This window comes from Seohaeicola saemankumensis (genome assembly GCF_021021435.1).
GTDB lineage: Bacteria > Pseudomonadota > Alphaproteobacteria > Rhodobacterales > Rhodobacteraceae > Seohaeicola.
In genome coordinates this window covers 170,296-185,675 of sequence record NZ_JAINWI010000003.1, presented here as the reverse complement: position 1 = coordinate 185,675, position 15,380 = coordinate 170,296, and the positions used below count along the sequence as shown (strand labels likewise).

Sequence of the window (15,380 nt, the reverse complement as noted above, 5' to 3'; positions counted from 1 at the left end):
TCTCATCGTCATCACATCACTCACCCGATAAGGCCGGGGATGAATCCAGCCCAACTCGTAAACCCGCAGCACCTTGCCCCACTCGGACATGACCGCAGAAACCCAGTTCCATGACCTGACAAGAGCAAAGACAGCAGCACAGGTGCCAGCCTTGGCCAGCATTGCGAATACTCAAACAGCAGAATGGTTCGTGACACCGAACCCGATCAGCAGCCTTTCCTTGCGCCTTATTCAAGACACAGTCCGTTCTTGGCCGCCCCCGCAGCCGACAAACGTATGTCCAAAACGGACATAGGTATGGGATACCCCAACCCTTCGTCAGGAAAAACAAGAGTTTTCCAAAAAAAGACAAATTTCCGCCGCATTCTTAATTTTGAGGCGACTTGCTGAGAGCTTTTCAGAGTGTATTGGAAACAACCGCAAACACAGATTTTTTGAGAGATCGCCCAAAAAATATAAGTTTTTTAATATTCCACAAACTTTTCCGGTAAAAAGTCATCCTGACTGTCGCTTTAATCGCGACAGTTTACCCCTCCGGCGGCTGCGACCAATGTGGCGAATTTATGATCTGTTTCCCTGCCTCCTTTGTTCGCCGGTCAGCGTCAATGCGCCATGCAAGGCGGGATTGAACCGTTTCAGAGATCGAGAGCCCCCGAAAACACAGCCGAATCAATGCGGCCACCGGAATGCGGATAAACCAGCGTGGCGCGTAGTCTTCAGGAGGGATTGATCGGCGTGTCTGCTAAACGTCAAAACCGATCGTTCAGGGTGGTGCGGGTGGTCGGACTCGAACCGACACACCGTGAGGTAAGGGTGTTTGAGACCCTCGCGTCTACCATTCCGCCACACCCGCACAGCTTGACCAGACTGACAGTCCACATCATGGCACTGCAAACCCACCGGTCACAGGTGCTGATTTACCGTCCGACCTGCGGCGCGTCCAGTCGAAAACCGCATGGTTTGCGCCCCTGTGTCGTGTTTTCGCTTTGCCCCGGAACAAAGGGAAGGCTACACAACGCGCCAAGGGCGCATTCAGGCCGACCACAGCCTTGGCCGCAGCTAACTTCAAAGCCTTCCTGAACAGGTGGCGCAACCTACCGATGCTCAAGGATGGCGCAGCATGATACGATCACTTTATGACTGGACCTTGCGGCAGGCGCAGCATCCGCGGGCGCTTTGGGTTTTGGCATTCGTGGCTTTCATCGAATCCTCGGTCTTTCCGATCCCGCCAGATGTGCTGATGATCCCGATGATCCTTGCCCGCCCCTCGCGGGCATGGCTCATCGCCACCGTGGCGCTGGTTTCGTCTGTGTTGGGGGGGATTCTGGGCTATGTGATCGGTGCCTTCTTCTATGACGCGCTGGGCCAACCCATTCTCGAGGCACTGGGCAAGGGCGACGCGATGGCCGCCTTCAACACGCGCTTTAACGATCTTGGCTTCTGGCCGGTGCTGATCGCGGGGATCACACCCTTTCCCTACAAGGTCATCACCATCATGTCGGGCTGGACCGGCCTGCCGCTGGGCACCTTCATCGTGACTTCCATCATTGCGCGGGGATTCCGGTTCTTCATCGTTGCCGCGCTTTTGTGGAAGTTCGGCGCACCTATTCGTGATTTCATCGAAAAGCGTCTGGGCTTGTTGTTCACGCTTTTCGTCATCATGCTGCTGGCCGGATTCTACGGAGTACGCTTCCTATGAAACTGACCGCCCGCCACTGGATGCTCCTTGCTGCTGCGGGTTCAGCCGCCCTGATGATCGGTGCGCTGGCCTTCCAGCATATCGGCGGGATGGCCCCTTGCAAATTGTGCATCTGGCAACGCTGGCCGCATGTGGCGGCCATGGCGGTGGGTGCTCTGGCGCTGCTGGCGATCCTTCCACAGCGCCTTCTGGCTGGCCTTGGCACTATCGCGGCGCTGACAACCGCAGGGGTCGGCCTCTATCACACTGGAGTCGAGCGCGGCTGGTGGGAAGGCCCCGCCTCTTGCAGCAGCACCGGCGTTGCGGGCCAATCCACCGAAGATCTTTTCGCGCAGATCATGTCCGCCCCGCTGGTGCGCTGCGACGAGGTGCCGTGGGAGATGCTGGGCCTGTCAATGGCCAGTTGGAACGCGGTCGCCTCGCTGTGTCTGGCAGGTCTGTGGTTAATGGCTTGGACGCGCGCGGCCTGACGGGTCGGCTTCTTGCATACCCCTGCACGCAATTCTCAGCGCCCGGATTTGCGGGTGCGCAGCAAAAGGTTCGTCTCGGAACTGACGACACCGTCAAAGCGCCGGATTGTTGCAAGCGCACGGTCCAGATCCTCCAGCGTGGCTGTGCCGATCTCGACGATCATATCCCAGCGCCCGTTGGTGCTGTGCACGGCGCGCACATCGGCCAAGCCGCTCAACTGCCGCAGGATACGATCCGCGCCGCGCCCTTCCACAGCGATCATCATCAACCCCCGCACCGGATCTTGCGCCACATCACCTTTCAATACAACGCTGAAGCCAGCGATATCGCCCTGCCGCTGCAACCGCTCGATCCTTGCGCGCACGGTGGTGCGCGACACGCCCAACTGGTCCGCCAGCGCCGATAACGAGGCGCGGGCATCGTGGCGCAGGGCGCGGATGAGGGCCTGATCGGTATCATCCATTCTGTCGGTTTCTCCATCCGCTTTGATCAAACTGACCCCATAGTGATCAATCTGGCGCCTGTAATCCATCCCTGAACGGCGCAATACTGAACCAGTTTCCAACAACAGGAGAGCATCATGACCCCGCAAGACATCGTATTGATCGGTTGCCCCGTCGATAGCGGCAAACGCAGCCGTGGCTGTCTGATGGGGCCTGACGCCTATCGCACCGCCGGACTGGCCGAGGCGCTGGACGGTTTGGGCCATCATGTGCGCGATCTGGGCAATTTGTCCCCTGCCCCTGTCGCCCCCCTGCCCGACGCCCCTGCGCATCTGCATGCGCTGGCCGAAACGATCGGCTGGACCCGGTCCCTTTCAGCCGCCGCACAATCCGCGATGGATCAAGGCCTGCCAATCTTTCTGGGCGGCGATCACAGCCTGTCACTGGGTAGCGTGGCCGGTGTGACCGCCCATGCCCATGCGATGGGCCGGCCCCAATTCGTGCTCTGGCTGGATGCCCATAGCGATTTCCACACCCTGCACACCACAGGATCGGGCCATCTGCACGGCACGCCTCTGGCTTATGTTACAGGGCGCGACGGGTTCGAGGGGTTCCCCGCGCTGACCGCCAGTGTGCCCGAACAGAATATCTGCATCATCGGACTGCGCTCGGTCGATCCGGCAGAGCGCGCCGCGCTGCAGGACAGCGGAATCCACCGGCATGATATGCGCGAGATTGACGAGACAGGTATCGCCCGCCCGCTTGGCACGTTTCTGGACAGGGTGACCGCAGCGGGTGGCGCGCTGCACGTCTCGCTGGATGTAGATTTCATTGATCCCGCGGCAGCCCCCGGCGTGGTCACAACCGTTCCCGGCGGTGCGACCGTACGCGAGGCGCATCTGGTGATGGAAATGCTGCACGATTCGGGGCTGATGACCTCGATGGATCTGGTTGAGTTGAACCCCTTTTTGGACGAGCGCGGGCGCACCGCACAGTTAATGGTCGATCTGGCCGCCTCAGCCCTTGGACGGCGCGTCTTTGACCGCACCACAAGGGCCTATGCCTGATCTGCCTTTCATCTTGCCCCGAATACGCAATCCCACAGGATAATTGCCATGCTGACCCCTTCTGAAAAAGCGCTGGTGCCCTTTGTCTCGGTCGATCACATGATGGGGCTTGTCCACCATCTGGGACTGCCCGACATGCTGCGCGATCTGGCCCAGTGTATCGAGGATGACTTCCGCCGTTGGCCGCATTTCGACAAGACGCCGCGTGTCGCCAGCCATTCCGATGTCGGTGTGATCGAGCTGATGCCCACCTCTGACGGCGCGCTTTACGGCTTCAAATATGTCAACGGCCATCCCGGCAATATGCGGGCGGGCCTGCAGACAGTGACCGCTTTTGGCATGCTGGCCCGCGTCGATAACGGCTATCCGGTGCTGCTATCCGAGATGACGTTGCTGACCGCGATCCGGACCGCCGCGACCTCGGCATTGGCCGCGCGGCATCTGGCCCCGTCAGGGGCCAGCACAATGGCGATGATCGGCAATGGCGCGCAGTCGGAATTCCAGTGTATCGCGATGCAGGCGATCTGCGGGATCAGCCATGTGCGGCTTTACGATATCGACGCAAGTGCCACAGCCAAGGCCGCGCGCAATCTGGGGCGGTCAGGTTTGCAGGTCACTGTCTGCAGTAGCCCGCAAGAGGCGATCGAGGGCGCGCAGATCATCACGACCTGCACAGCTGACAAGCAATACGCCACGATCCTGACCGACAATATGGTCGGCGCCGGTGTGCATATCAACGCCATTGGCGGGGATTGTCCGGGCAAGACGGAACTGCATCCCGATATCCTGCGGCGCGCGGCCATCTTTGTGGAATATCCCGAACAGACACGGATCGAGGGCGAGATTCAGCAACTGCCCGCAGATCATCCAGTGACCGAGCTATGGGAGGTCATCACAGGTGCCGCCCAAGGGCGCGCGGACGCAGGCCAGATCACCCTGTTCGACAGTGTCGGCTTCGCCATCGAGGATTTCAGCGCCCTGCGCTTTATCCGCGACCGCATTGAAGGCACGGAGTTTTTCCAGCCGCTGGACCTGCTTGCAGACCCTGATGATCCGCGCGATCTTTTCGGCATGCTGGCACGCGCCAAACCCGTCGGAACGGGCTGAAGGGCGTCAGACACATCAGGGCCGCCCGCTTTCGGGGACGGCCCTTTGTGCTGTCCTAAAGACAGGACGAAGCTTCCGATCAGTCGTTTGCGGAATAAGTCGGCATCGCTTCCAGCTGCTCTTCTGTAGCCGAGACATAGACGCGCAGGTCGTCATCCTCGTTGGTCAGCATGGTCATTTCCTCGAAGTTCAGCGCCACTTGCGTTGCACCCAGTCCAAGGAAGCCGCCGAAGTCGATGATCACGTCCTGAACCGACCCGTTATCGCCAACGATCACATCATCGACCGTACCGATATTCGTGTCCTCGGCGTCATAGACGGTTTTGCCAATCAGATCGTCAACAGACACATCTGCTGCAGTGACAGCGGTATAGCCCTCACGCTCTGTATCGGGCGCGGTCAGCATCTCGCGGTCCGTGACATCATCTGTTGCAACATCGGCATCCGCGTCGGTGCTGCTTTCCATGTCGGTTGCAGCCGTATCTGCATCCTGCATACCGGTCGCCCCGTTCATCACAGCGGTGCGGTCAAAGGCGGGCGAGGATTGCAGCAGTTCAACCGACGTATTGACGACAACATAGGTCTCTTCCATGTCGTCGGCGTTAGTTGCAAAGCTGACCTGATCCATCGTCACGGCCACGTCCTGCTCGGCGACGCCCAGAAAGCCGCCAATGCCGATCACAACGGCCAGAACCGACCCGTCGTTGGACAGTACCAGATCGTTGATCTGACCGATATTATCCATGTTTTCGAGGTCCGCTGCAGTCATCGTGGCTGCTTCACCATTGGTCTCTGCTGCGCCCTGACGCACATAGACGTCCTTGCCCATCAGGTCGGTGGCCAGCATCTCGTTCAGGCCGCGCTCGGCCAGAAAGCCCGTTTCCGCACCCGCAGATGCCGAAGTCGCAGATGCCGAAGTCTCGGTGGTGGTCGAGACAGTCTGTGCGTAGCCAGCAACGGGCATGCCCAGTGCGATGACCATGGCGGTGGTTGTCATAAGATTTTTCATGAGTCTCTCCTTAGGCTGCGGGCCACCCGACCATCGGCCGGACCCATCATCCTTTATGATCGGGACTGTGCGCGAGGGCGCGCCCATTCCCCTTTGATTTTCGGGTGTTCTGGTGTGACGGCCTATATCAGGCCGTCACGCAGGCCTGTTCAACGCGAGGGCGCGCTGATCAGCTCCTGTTGCTCCAATCGTCAACCTGACGTTCGGCTTCTTCGCGGGCGATTCCGTATTTTTCCTGAATCTTGCCGACAAGCTGGTCACGCTTGCCTTCAACCTGATCCAGATCGTCATCCGTCAGCTTGCCCCAGTTCTCTTTGGCGCTGCCCGTAAACTGTTTCCATTTACCTTGGATTTGATCCCAGTTCATCTTCACTCACTCCTATCATCGGTGCCACAAAACGCAGCACACGCAGGTTCGCCAGGAGCCCGTCGCATGCAAAAGATGCATGAGGCTGGTCCTTGTCTTCACGCATCGCCGCATCGTGCCGCGATCCGTGTTGCGACGGGAAGAAATGCCCTGCCGGGGATTTTTCCGACATGTGACGCGCTTCCCTGCCGCCATGCAAAGACAACGTCGCCCTGTCGAAAATCGTTCCCTCCGGTTGCAGGCTTTTCCTGTTTCCGCGGCGTCAATCCAGCGGATTTCGGCCAGCTACGCGGCCAAGACGTTATGAATCCTTAATATAATTTTTGTGCCAGCCAAGCTGGTGACACGCGGCATGCTACCAATCCGTGAAAGAGCATGACCGTGAAATGAATTATCTATCTGCAAAAGAAAAAGGAGGGATGCACGCATCCCCCCAGTTTTGCTGATCAGGCTCAATCTGTTCACCGCTCGGAGTGTTCTGCCTGCGGCCCGATCCGCCCGGGGCAAGCGCACCTGCCCCGTGTTCACTTGCTATCTATCCAAGATGGTTCCTCTCAGAACCATCAGGGTTTGAAGCGACTATGCGCCGACCGTTTACATCTCGGGTATGATACCCTGGATGCTTTCCTACTTGGACTTCGCGAACAAGTTGTCCTCGTGTTACCTCACCACGGCCCGGCACATTGAAATGAGTGTTTAGGCCGGAGGCGGTTTCACGAGTTACAGTAATGTTCTTCTTCGCCATTCTATTGGCTCCTTAAGATATCCACAGGCCACGAGCATATGTTGGTGGCAAACCTGTGGGCTACTCAGAACGCTATTGATCACTATGTCGGTCTATGTCCTACGTTTCCGTATCGACTCGGAAGAGCCGAACTAGCTTATCCCGCAGCGTTCTAGGCTATTGCGGGAGAGCCGAGGGCAGATGCGTCAACATCTGCCCTCAACCCCAATCTTATCAGCTACAGCCGCTTGTTGCGCCGCAGGTGTTGCACTTCATGCAGGTGCCGTTGCGGACCAGCGTGTAGTTGCCGCAATCGCCGCAAGCCTCGCCTTCATAGCCTTGCATCTTGGCCTTGGCGCGGGCATCCATGCTGACTGTGCCGCTGGCCACCGCAGTGGTGGTTGTGACACTGGCGCTGGCGCGGAAGCTGGTTTCGGGCACGAGGGTCTGCAACGCGCTGACCGGATCGGTCCCTGTCGCCATCAACTCGTTCATGCCGTTCTGCCCGCCCTGAAACACCACAAGTTCTTGCGGCAGGCGCTTACGCAGATAGCCGGTCGAGCTGATCTGCTTGAGCACCTCAAGGCTGCGCGAAGCGGCGTTTTCCGAAATTTCGGACACGTTCGACACGCCCTCTTCCTCGCCACGGCCCAGATCGTCAAAGCTGGCGCCCTGCGGCTTCACATGGGCCAGATCGGTCCGGTCCAGATAGGACACGGCCAGTTCGCGGAAGATGTAATCAAGGATCGAGGTCGCGTTCTTGATCGAGTCGTTGCCCTGCACCAGACCGGCCGGCTCGAACTTGGTGAAGGTGAAGGCATCCACGAATTCTTCCAGCGGCACGCCATACTGAAGACCCACAGATACGGCGATGGCAAAGTTGTTCATCATCGCGCGGAAACCCGCACCTTCCTTGTGCATGTCGATGAAGATCTCACCCAGCTGGCCATCGGCATATTCGCCGGTGCGCAGGTAGACCTTGTGACCGCCGACGATGGCCTTCTGGGTGTAGCCCTTGCGCCGCTCGGGAAGCTTTTCACGGCCACGGGCGATTTCCTTGATGATGATCTTCTCGACGATCTTCTCGGCGATCACGGCAGCTTTTTCCTGTGCCGATCCGCTTTCGAGGATCTCCATCGCCTCGTCATCATCCTCCACCAGCGCCGATGCCAGCGGCTGGCTGAGTTTCGAGCCGTCACGGTACAGCGCGTTGGCTTTGACGCCCAGTTTCCAGCTCAGCTCGTAGGCTTTCTGGCAGTCTTCGATGGTTGCATCGTTAGGCATGTTGATCGTCTTCGAGATTGCGCCCGAGATGAAGGACTGTGCAGCCGCCATCATGTAGATATGGCTGTTAACCCCAAGATAACGCTTGCCTTTCTTTCCGCAAGGATTGGCGCAATCGAAGATGTGGTAATGCGCGGGGTCCAGATGCGGGGCACCTTCCAGAGTCATCGTACCGCAAACATGGTCGTTCGCCGCCTCGATATCCGACTTGGTATAGCCCAGATGACGCAGTAGATCGAAGGTCGGATCGTTCAGCTTTTCAGCTGGAATGCCCAGCACGTTCTGGCAGAATTCCGATCCCAGCGTCCACTGGTTGAAGACGAAACGGATGTCGAAAGCCGATCCCAGTGCGCTTTCCACCTTCTCGATCTCGCGCGGGCCGAAGCCGTGCCCGATCAGGCTGGTGGTGTTGATGCCGGGCGCGTTGCCGATGCTGCCGTGACCGACCGCATAGGATACGATTTCCTCGATATGGGCGGAACCATAGCCGAGTTTTTCCAGCGCGGCGGGCACAGAATGGTTAATGATCTTGAAGTAACCGCCACCGGCGAGCTTCTTGAATTTTACCAGCGCGAAGTCAGGCTCGATCCCCGTGGTATCGCAATCCATCACCAGACCGATCGTGCCTGTAGGTGCGATCACCGATGTCTGGGCGTTGCGGTAGCCGTGCTTCTTGCCAAGGGTCAAGGCCTCGTCCCACGCAGATTTGGCCAGTTCGACCAGACGCTGGTCGGGACAGTTGGCGTGATCGAGCGGCACAGGCTTGGTCGCCAGCGACTCGTAGCCATCTGTCGCGCCATAAGCAGCGTTGCGGTGGTTGCGGATCACGCGCAGCATATGCTTGCTGTTGCGCTTGTAGCCGTCGAAGGCACCCAACTCGCCAGCCATTTCGGCGGATGTCGCATAGGCCACACCGGTCATGATCGCGGTCAGGGCACCGGCCATCGCGCGGCCCTCTTCGCTGTCATAGCCAAGGCCCATGTTCATCAGCAGACCGCCGATATTGGCATAGCCCAGACCCAGCGTACGGAAATCGTAAGAGCGCTGCGCTATTTCGCGGGACGGGAATTGCGCCATCATCACGCTGATTTCCAGCGTCACGGTCCACAGGCGGGTTGCGTGCATATAGTCTTCGGCCTGAAACTGCCCATCCTTGTAGAACTTCAGCAGGTTCATCGAGGCAAGATTGCAGGCCGTATCGTCAAGGAACATGTATTCCGAGCACGGGTTCGATCCACGGATCGCGCCGTCTTCGGGGCATGTGTGCCAGTCGTTGACTGTATCGTGATACTGGATGCCGGGATCGGCGCAAGCCCATGCGGCGTGACCGATATCTTCCCACAGATCGCGCGCCTTGATGGTCTTGGCGACCGATCCATCGGTGCGGCGGATCAATTCCCAATCAGCGTTATCTTCGACAGCCTTGAGAAAGGCATCGGTGACGCGGACCGAGTTGTTCGAGTTCTGGCCGGATACAGAAGCGTAAGCCTCGGAATCCCAATCAGTGTCATAGGTCGGGAATTCGATCGAGCCGTAACCCTGCTTGGCATAATCCAGCACGCGCTTGACGTAGGTTTCGGGGATCATCACCTTTTTCGCGCCGCGGATCGCATCCTTGAGCTGCGGGTTCTTGGCCGGATTGACCGAATCTTCGGTGCTTCCATCCCATGCCTTGATCGCGGCAAAGATCGCGTTCAGCTTCTGCTCGTGCATCTTCGATCCGGCGACGATGCTGGCGACCTTCTGCTCTTCCTTGACCTTCCAGTTGATGTATTCCTGAATATCGGGGTGGTCCGCATCGACGATCACCATCTTGGCCGCGCGACGTGTGGTGCCGCCCGACTTGATCGCGCCGGCCGCTCGGTCACCGATCTTGAGGAAGCCCATCAGTCCCGAGGATTTTCCGCCGCCCGACAGACGCTCGCCATCGGCGCGCAAGCTCGAAAAGTTGGTGCCGGTGCCCGAACCGTATTTGAACAGGCGCGCCTCGCGCACCCAAAGGTCCATGATGCCGCCATCGCCGACCAGATCATCCTTGACCGACTGGATGAAGCAGGCATGCGGCTGCGGATGCTCATAGGCGCTGGCGGATTTGGTCAGCTCTTTGGTCTGGTAGTCGACATAGTAATGCCCCTGCGACGGACCGTCGATGCCGTAAGCCCAATGCAGACCCGTGTTGAACCATTGCGGGCTGTTGGGGGCCGCACGCTGGCTGGCCAGCATATAGCGCATCTCGTCGTAATAGGCGCGCGCGTCCTCTTCCTTGGTGAAATATCCACCCTTCCAGCCCCAATAGGCCCATGCGCCTGCCAGACGGTCGAATACCTGCTTGGACGACGTTTCGCCTGTCTTTTCGACCTTGTCGCCATCGGGAACCGAGCGCCACAGGAATTCGGGCACGCCTTTCTCGGCGACTTTCTTGAGTTTGACCGGCACGCCAGCCTTGCGGAAATACTTTTGTGCGATGACGTCGGATGCGACTTGCGACCAGCTTGCCGGAACTTCCACCTCGTCCAGACGGAACACGACGGTGCCGTCGGGGTTACGGATTTCCGAAGCGGTCGTTACGAAATCCAGCTCTGCATATGCGTCCTGCCCGGCTTTTGTAAATTTTCTGTCGATCTTCATCTCGTGCCTCATGTGTAGCGTTCAAATCCGACACCGCGTCATTGCGCGACATCACCGCACCGGAAGAGGCCGAGAAAGCAAAACATCCCGCATGCCACGCCTTCGAAAAAGGCGATCCCATGCGCGGGCAAGTTTGGCGGCGCTTTGGCAGCGTCTGGCCTCTGCCCGATATGGTTTTTGTTTTTGTCCCTCGCCGTGACCCTATCACACACACAACATATAGTGGATCGACTATCCGGCCTGCACAATCTGACGTATCCGGACCTGCAACGTCAACTTAGATTTTTGACTTACGCACAACAAAAATTCCTTGACCCACGTTTCAACGCGCGTTGCCAAATCGGCTGTGCGAGACTCATCTTAGCGGGCTTGGGGATAGCTTTGTGGATATGCGGCGAAACACGTTGCATTCAGCACGGTTAACACCCAGTTTTGAAGGATCAGGTTTAGTCCGTCACCTGCGTGTGGAGAACTGCCTGTATTTCAGGCAACCTACCAAATGATGCTGAAAGGTCACGGGCAACTACCAGATGATGATGTGGCAGCGATTCTTTTTGGCACTTTTTGCGTGGCGATCACGCCTCGGGACGCCGGGCTTTGCAGGGCTGGCCATGGTGCTTGCGCTGGCAGGGTGTTCTCGGGTTCCGGCACCTGCTCCGCCATCAAACCAGCCATTGCCCGAGCAGCGCGCCTATTTCGTGGCACCGCCCGATGCACTGCTTGATGCCTTGCCGCAGATCTGCACCGCCCCCACGCAACGAATCCTGCGCCCCGCCGCGGGGGTCATCGAATGCCGGATGCTTCTGCCACCCGACGCAACGGCGGGCGCGATCCTGCGCTATGACGGCACAATCGCGCAACTGCCCGAAAGCGTGATCAGGTTGCGCCTTGAAAGCCAGGGGGAAGGCTATGTGCTGGCGGCTACGAATTACCTGGAGGTGCCGCGCGCTGGCGGTGACGTGCTGCGCGTCTTCTTTCCGGACCCCCGCATCGCAAGACGGGTTGCGCGGGTCATGGTCCAACTGGGTGGAACGCTACTTTGAGAAAAGATGAGCAGGGCTTGGGGGGCCGCTTGCGTCAAATGGTCGGGGCGGAGAGATTCGAACTCCCGACCCTCTGTTCCCAAAACAGATGCGCTACCAGACTGCGCTACGCCCCGGACCGAGACTGCATCTAAACCGCCCGCGCCGGTTTGAAAAGCCCTTAAAGCATGTCGTGGCGAATTGAATCGGATATGCCATGATGTGCGCGGAAAGGCCCTGTCTCAAACAGTTTCAAGACAAGATCGCAGCTGTCAGCAAGGCCAGGCGGCGCTTGCAGGCGCGAAGGCCGGATGGCGCATCTGGCTACCTTCCGTGATACCCATAGCACGGGCCATGCCGCCATTGATTTCCAGCACGGTCAGGATACCGCTGCCCCCGTCGATCGTGGTCTCGTCGCCGGGAATCGCACTGTGGTGCACATGCTGCACCGTGCCCGTTTCGTCGGTGAAAATCATGTCGAGGGAAATCAGGGTATTTCGCATCCAGAATGTCGCGCGCTGCGGCGCGTCATAGACAAAAAGCATCCCTGCGCTTTTCGGCATGGATTCGACGAACATCAAACCCCGGCTGCGGGTATCCGGCGTATCCGCCAAATCGACCGTGAACCGCGCTTGCCCCCAGTCACCGCGCAACTGGACCGTATCGTCGCGGCATTCGGCGCCCTGCGCCAAGCTGGCGCCAAGAATCAGCCAAAGCGCCAGCACTGTCCGTTGGATCATTCGCTGCGGGCCTTTACTGCGGCCTCCCAAGCACAGACTTCGGTGGCCATCCGGCCACGTTTGCCCTCGATCACCCGCAAGCATACCGCCTCACCGGGTTGCAGATCGGCCAGACCCGAACGGCGCAGCACCTCGATATGGATGAAGACGTCTTCGTGACGCCCAAAGACATTGCCGAAGCCAAAGCCCTTGGCCTTGTCGAACCATTTAACGCGCGAAGGCTCCAGAGGGGCGTTGCGCATGATTTCGGGGTCAATATCCTCGAAATCGGCCAGCATCGCGGCTTCGCTTCCGACAGGTGGTTCGATGCGGAACACTTCGACAGCCTGCACGCCGCGAGCTGTGTCTTGCACGTCGATCTCTATTTTGGCGCCATCGGCCACTGAACTCTGGCCGAAGTTGCGAAGCACATTGGCATGCAGCAGAATGTCCGGGCCGCCCTCGTCAGCGACTACAAAACCAAAACCCTTTACAGGATCAAACCACTTAACCGATCCAAGCACTCTGCGGGTCGTTGTAACGTCGTGTGTCACTGGGTCACCCACATTTTCTTTTACTCTCATGTAACGATCAGTCGTCCAAGCGTTTACATAGTTCAAGTATAAAATATCTGATTATACTAAGCTTTACCATTCACGTGACGTCAGTGTCACGGATTCAGTCGCTGAATCTCCCAAGGTTCAGACGGTTTCTTTCGGCGCCAGACAAATCTGTCATGCAGCCGAAATGCACCATCTGCCCAAAACTCGATCTCGACCGGATCAATTCTGTATCCACCCCAAAAGGGCGGGCGGTCAGGGTTGGTCCCTTTCATGGTTGTGATCTTGGCCACTTCGGCCATCAGGGCCGTGCGTGACGCCAAAGGCCGCGATTGCGCGGAAGCCCAAGCCCCCAACCTGCTTTTGAGCGAGCGCGAGCGGTAATATTCGTCTGCCTGCGGGCCCTCTTCCTTGCTGACCAAACCGCGCACACGGATCTGGCGGCGCAAGGATTTCCAGTGCATGACGAAAGCCGCCTTGCCCGCACTGTCGAGCTCCTGCGCTTTTGCACTTTCGTAATTCGTATAAAAAACGAAAGCAGCCGCTTCGATTTCCTTCAGCAAAACCATGCGCGCATTGGGCAGACCCTCGGCGTCGACTGTCGACAAAGCGATCGCATTGGGATCGTTCAACTCGCTTTGTTCCGCCTCGGCCATCCAGCGACGCGCGATCTCGAACGGATCATTACCACCGAATATACCATCTCTGTCACTCATCAGGACAAACCTTTTTTTACCGTTTGGTCACTTTTTTTCGCGGAACACTACCAGAGTCCAGCCTTGAAGACGCGTCCAGAACAACAAAAACAACTTTCGAACCTGAAATCGCAAAGGGCGTCAGGGGACCTTTCCCGCCAAGCCTTGATGCGTCACCTGCAATCCCCTAAAGGATTTACACAAGTTAAGCATGGGCGGGAATACAGCAATGTCAAATACTCTTATGGCCGGAAAGCGCGGTCTGATCATGGGCCTGGCCAATGACAAGTCGATTGCATGGGGCATCGCCAAAGCCTGTGCGGATGCGGGGGCCGAAATGGCCTTTACCTATATGGGCGAGGCGTTTCGCAAGCGTGTGGCCCCCTTGGCCGACAGTATCGGTGTCACCACGCTGATTGATTGCAATGTCTCGGACATGGCCAGCATCGATGCTGCCTTCGCCGAGATCGAGGCGAAATGGGGCAAGCTGGACTTTCTGGTGCATGCCATCGGCTTTTCCGACAAGAACGAATTGCGCGGCCGCTATGTCGATACAAGCCGTGACAATTTCCTGATGACGATGGATGTCAGTTGCTACAGCTTCACCGCCGTGATGCAGCGCGCCGAGAAGCTGATGGGCGATGGTGCAAGCGCCCTGACGCTGACCTATTACGGGGCCGAGCAGGTCATGCCGCATTACAATGTGATGGGCGTCGCCAAGGCCGCACTTGAGGCTTCGGTCAAATATATGGCCGAGGATCTGGGCAAGGACGGTATTCGCGTCAACGCGATCAGCGCCGGCCCGATCAAGACACTTGCCGCCAGCGGGATTGGCGATTTCCGCTATATTCTGAAATGGAACGAGCTGAACTCGCCCCTGCGCCGCAATGTGACGATCGAGGATGTGGGCAAATCCGCGCTCTATCTGCTGTCCGAACTAGGATCGGGTGTGACGGGCGAGACCTTGCATGTCGATGCCGGGTACCATGTCGTCGGCATGAAAGCGGTCGATGCGCCTGACATTGATGCCGTCAAAAACCGCAACGACTGAGCCTGAAACGCCGCAAAGGATGCTGCCATGACCGACCGCCTGCCCCATGAAAAAGGCTTTCACATCAGTTGGGACCAGATCCACCGCGACAGCCGCGCCCTTGCGTGGCGGTTACAGGGATACGGACCCGACAACGGTGCATGGCGTGCGGTCGTGGCGATTACGCGCGGCGGCATGGCGCCTGCGATGATCGTCAGCCGCGAACTGGATATTCGCGTTGTGGATACAATCTCGATCAAGTCCTATGACCATCAAGCCCAGTCCGAGGCACGCGTGCTGAAGGCACCCGATCCCGAACTGATGGGTGACGGCACCGGCATTCTGATCGTGGATGATCTGGTCGATAGCGGCAAAACCCTGGAAGTGGTGCGGCGCATGTACCCGCAAGCGCATTTCGCCACCGTCTATGCCAAACCCAAGGGCCGCCCACAGGTCGATACCTTCATCACAGAGGTCAGTCAGGACACGTGGATTTTCTTCCCTTGGGACATGGCGCTGCAATATGTCGAACCCTACCGCGGCAAGGACTAGCGC

At 58.4% G+C, this 15,380-nt stretch carries 14 protein-coding genes and 2 tRNA genes; 7 read left to right on the top strand and 9 right to left on the bottom strand.

The genetic code is table 11. The features are described from left to right. Positions 1-769: 769 nt before the first annotated feature. A tRNA-Leu gene (locus K7H22_RS01035) sits at positions 770-853 on the bottom strand. A 267-nt stretch (positions 854-1,120) separates the two neighbouring features. Between K7H22_RS01035 and K7H22_RS01030 the strand changes: the two genes are divergently transcribed. Together K7H22_RS01030 and K7H22_RS01025 are read left to right on the top strand one after the other, a co-directional pair. Next, positions 1,121-1,699, top strand: a complete 579-nt coding sequence (locus K7H22_RS01030) for a YqaA family protein (RefSeq protein ID WP_230798693.1) — start codon at positions 1,121-1,123, stop codon at positions 1,697-1,699. After that, complete coding sequence (locus tag K7H22_RS01025; RefSeq protein WP_230798692.1) at positions 1,696-2,169, top strand: disulfide bond formation protein B; 474 nt, start codon at positions 1,696-1,698, stop codon at positions 2,167-2,169. Before K7H22_RS01030 ends, K7H22_RS01025 begins: the two co-directional genes overlap by 4 nt. A 35-nt stretch (positions 2,170-2,204) precedes the next feature. On the opposite strand, the gene K7H22_RS01020 is transcribed toward K7H22_RS01025, so the two are convergent. Continuing rightward, positions 2,205-2,633: an Lrp/AsnC family transcriptional regulator gene (locus tag K7H22_RS01020; RefSeq protein ID WP_230798690.1), complete on the bottom strand. Its 429-nt coding sequence runs from the start codon at positions 2,631-2,633 to the stop codon at positions 2,205-2,207. A gap of 117 nt (positions 2,634-2,750) precedes the next feature. Here K7H22_RS01020 and rocF point away from each other — a divergent pair, with 117 nt between their 5' ends. Continuing rightward, positions 2,751-3,680 carry an arginase gene (rocF, locus tag K7H22_RS01015; RefSeq protein ID WP_230798688.1) on the top strand — a complete coding sequence of 310 codons (930 nt, stop codon included), beginning with the start codon at positions 2,751-2,753 and terminating at the stop codon, positions 3,678-3,680. A 48-nt stretch (positions 3,681-3,728) separates the two neighbouring features. After that, entirely contained in the window at positions 3,729-4,787 is a 1,059-nt protein-coding gene (locus tag K7H22_RS01010; protein WP_230798686.1) for an ornithine cyclodeaminase, read from the top strand. 79 nt (positions 4,788-4,866) lie between these two features. Here K7H22_RS01010 and K7H22_RS01005 read toward each other — a convergent pair whose 3' ends face one another. The 3 genes from K7H22_RS01005 to K7H22_RS00995 form a co-directional block, all read right to left on the bottom strand. Continuing rightward, positions 4,867-5,796, bottom strand: a complete 930-nt coding sequence (locus K7H22_RS01005) for a PRC-barrel domain-containing protein (protein ID WP_230798685.1) — start codon at positions 5,794-5,796, stop codon at positions 4,867-4,869. Between the two features lie 169 nt (positions 5,797-5,965). Beyond that, the gene (locus K7H22_RS01000; protein WP_230798684.1) at positions 5,966-6,163 is read right to left on the bottom strand and encodes a CsbD family protein; all 198 of its coding nucleotides are present in this window, start codon (positions 6,161-6,163) and stop codon (positions 5,966-5,968) included. A 958-nt stretch (positions 6,164-7,121) separates the two neighbouring features. Then, entirely contained in the window at positions 7,122-10,799 is a 3,678-nt protein-coding gene (locus K7H22_RS00995) for a vitamin B12-dependent ribonucleotide reductase (RefSeq protein WP_230798683.1), read from the bottom strand. Between the two features lie 530 nt (positions 10,800-11,329). On the opposite strand from K7H22_RS00995, the gene K7H22_RS00990 reads away from it, so the two are divergent. After that, positions 11,330-11,842 (top strand): hypothetical protein, encoded by a 513-nt coding sequence (locus tag K7H22_RS00990; protein ID WP_230798681.1) that lies wholly within the window; start codon positions 11,330-11,332, stop codon positions 11,840-11,842. Positions 11,843-11,881: 39 nt separating this feature from the next. Here K7H22_RS00990 and K7H22_RS00985 read toward each other — a convergent pair. The 4 genes from K7H22_RS00985 to pdxH form a co-directional block, all read right to left on the bottom strand. Continuing rightward, positions 11,882-11,958 (bottom strand) — tRNA-Pro (locus K7H22_RS00985). 135 nt (positions 11,959-12,093) lie between these two features. Further along, positions 12,094-12,561, bottom strand: a complete 468-nt coding sequence (locus K7H22_RS00980; protein ID WP_230798679.1) for a DUF192 domain-containing protein — start codon at positions 12,559-12,561, stop codon at positions 12,094-12,096. After that, complete coding sequence (locus tag K7H22_RS00975; RefSeq protein ID WP_230798678.1) at positions 12,558-13,094, bottom strand: cold-shock protein; 537 nt, start codon at positions 13,092-13,094, stop codon at positions 12,558-12,560. The genes K7H22_RS00980 and K7H22_RS00975 overlap by 4 nt, the downstream gene beginning before the upstream one ends. Before the next feature lie 116 nt (positions 13,095-13,210). Then, positions 13,211-13,816, bottom strand: coding sequence for a pyridoxamine 5'-phosphate oxidase (gene pdxH / locus K7H22_RS00970; protein WP_230798676.1), 606 nt, complete (start codon positions 13,814-13,816; stop codon positions 13,211-13,213). 208 nt (positions 13,817-14,024) lie between these two features. Here pdxH and fabI point away from each other — a divergent pair, with 208 nt between their 5' ends. Further along, the gene (gene fabI, locus K7H22_RS00965) at positions 14,025-14,846 is read left to right on the top strand and encodes an enoyl-ACP reductase FabI (RefSeq protein ID WP_230798675.1); all 822 of its coding nucleotides are present in this window, start codon (positions 14,025-14,027) and stop codon (positions 14,844-14,846) included. A 27-nt stretch (positions 14,847-14,873) separates the two neighbouring features. Continuing rightward, positions 14,874-15,377, top strand: a complete 504-nt coding sequence (gene gpt, locus K7H22_RS00960) for a xanthine phosphoribosyltransferase (protein ID WP_230798674.1) — start codon at positions 14,874-14,876, stop codon at positions 15,375-15,377. The last annotated feature ends 3 nt before the right edge of the window (positions 15,378-15,380 follow it).

Excerpts from the sequence above, each read along its gene's own strand:
- K7H22_RS01030 (WP_230798693.1), top strand. The coding sequence starts at position 1,121 with ATGATACGATCACTTTATGACTGGACCTTGCGGCAGGCGCAGCATCCG.
- K7H22_RS01025 (WP_230798692.1), top strand. The coding sequence starts at position 1,696 with ATGAAACTGACCGCCCGCCACTGGATGCTCCTTGCTGCTGCGGGTTCA.
- K7H22_RS01020 (WP_230798690.1), bottom strand. The coding sequence starts at position 2,633 with ATGGATGATACCGATCAGGCCCTCATCCGCGCCCTGCGCCACGATGCC.
- rocF (WP_230798688.1), top strand. The coding sequence starts at position 2,751 with ATGACCCCGCAAGACATCGTATTGATCGGTTGCCCCGTCGATAGCGGC.
- K7H22_RS01010 (WP_230798686.1), top strand. The coding sequence starts at position 3,729 with ATGCTGACCCCTTCTGAAAAAGCGCTGGTGCCCTTTGTCTCGGTCGAT.
- K7H22_RS01005 (WP_230798685.1), bottom strand. The coding sequence starts at position 5,796 with ATGAAAAATCTTATGACAACCACCGCCATGGTCATCGCACTGGGCATG.
- K7H22_RS01000 (WP_230798684.1), bottom strand. The coding sequence starts at position 6,163 with ATGAACTGGGATCAAATCCAAGGTAAATGGAAACAGTTTACGGGCAGC.
- K7H22_RS00995 (WP_230798683.1), bottom strand. The coding sequence starts at position 10,799 with ATGAAGATCGACAGAAAATTTACAAAAGCCGGGCAGGACGCATATGCA.
- K7H22_RS00990 (WP_230798681.1), top strand. The coding sequence starts at position 11,330 with ATGATGATGTGGCAGCGATTCTTTTTGGCACTTTTTGCGTGGCGATCA.
- K7H22_RS00980 (WP_230798679.1), bottom strand. The coding sequence starts at position 12,561 with ATGATCCAACGGACAGTGCTGGCGCTTTGGCTGATTCTTGGCGCCAGC.
- pdxH (WP_230798676.1), bottom strand. The coding sequence starts at position 13,816 with ATGAGTGACAGAGATGGTATATTCGGTGGTAATGATCCGTTCGAGATC.
- fabI (WP_230798675.1), top strand. The coding sequence starts at position 14,025 with ATGTCAAATACTCTTATGGCCGGAAAGCGCGGTCTGATCATGGGCCTG.
- gpt (WP_230798674.1), top strand. The coding sequence starts at position 14,874 with ATGACCGACCGCCTGCCCCATGAAAAAGGCTTTCACATCAGTTGGGAC.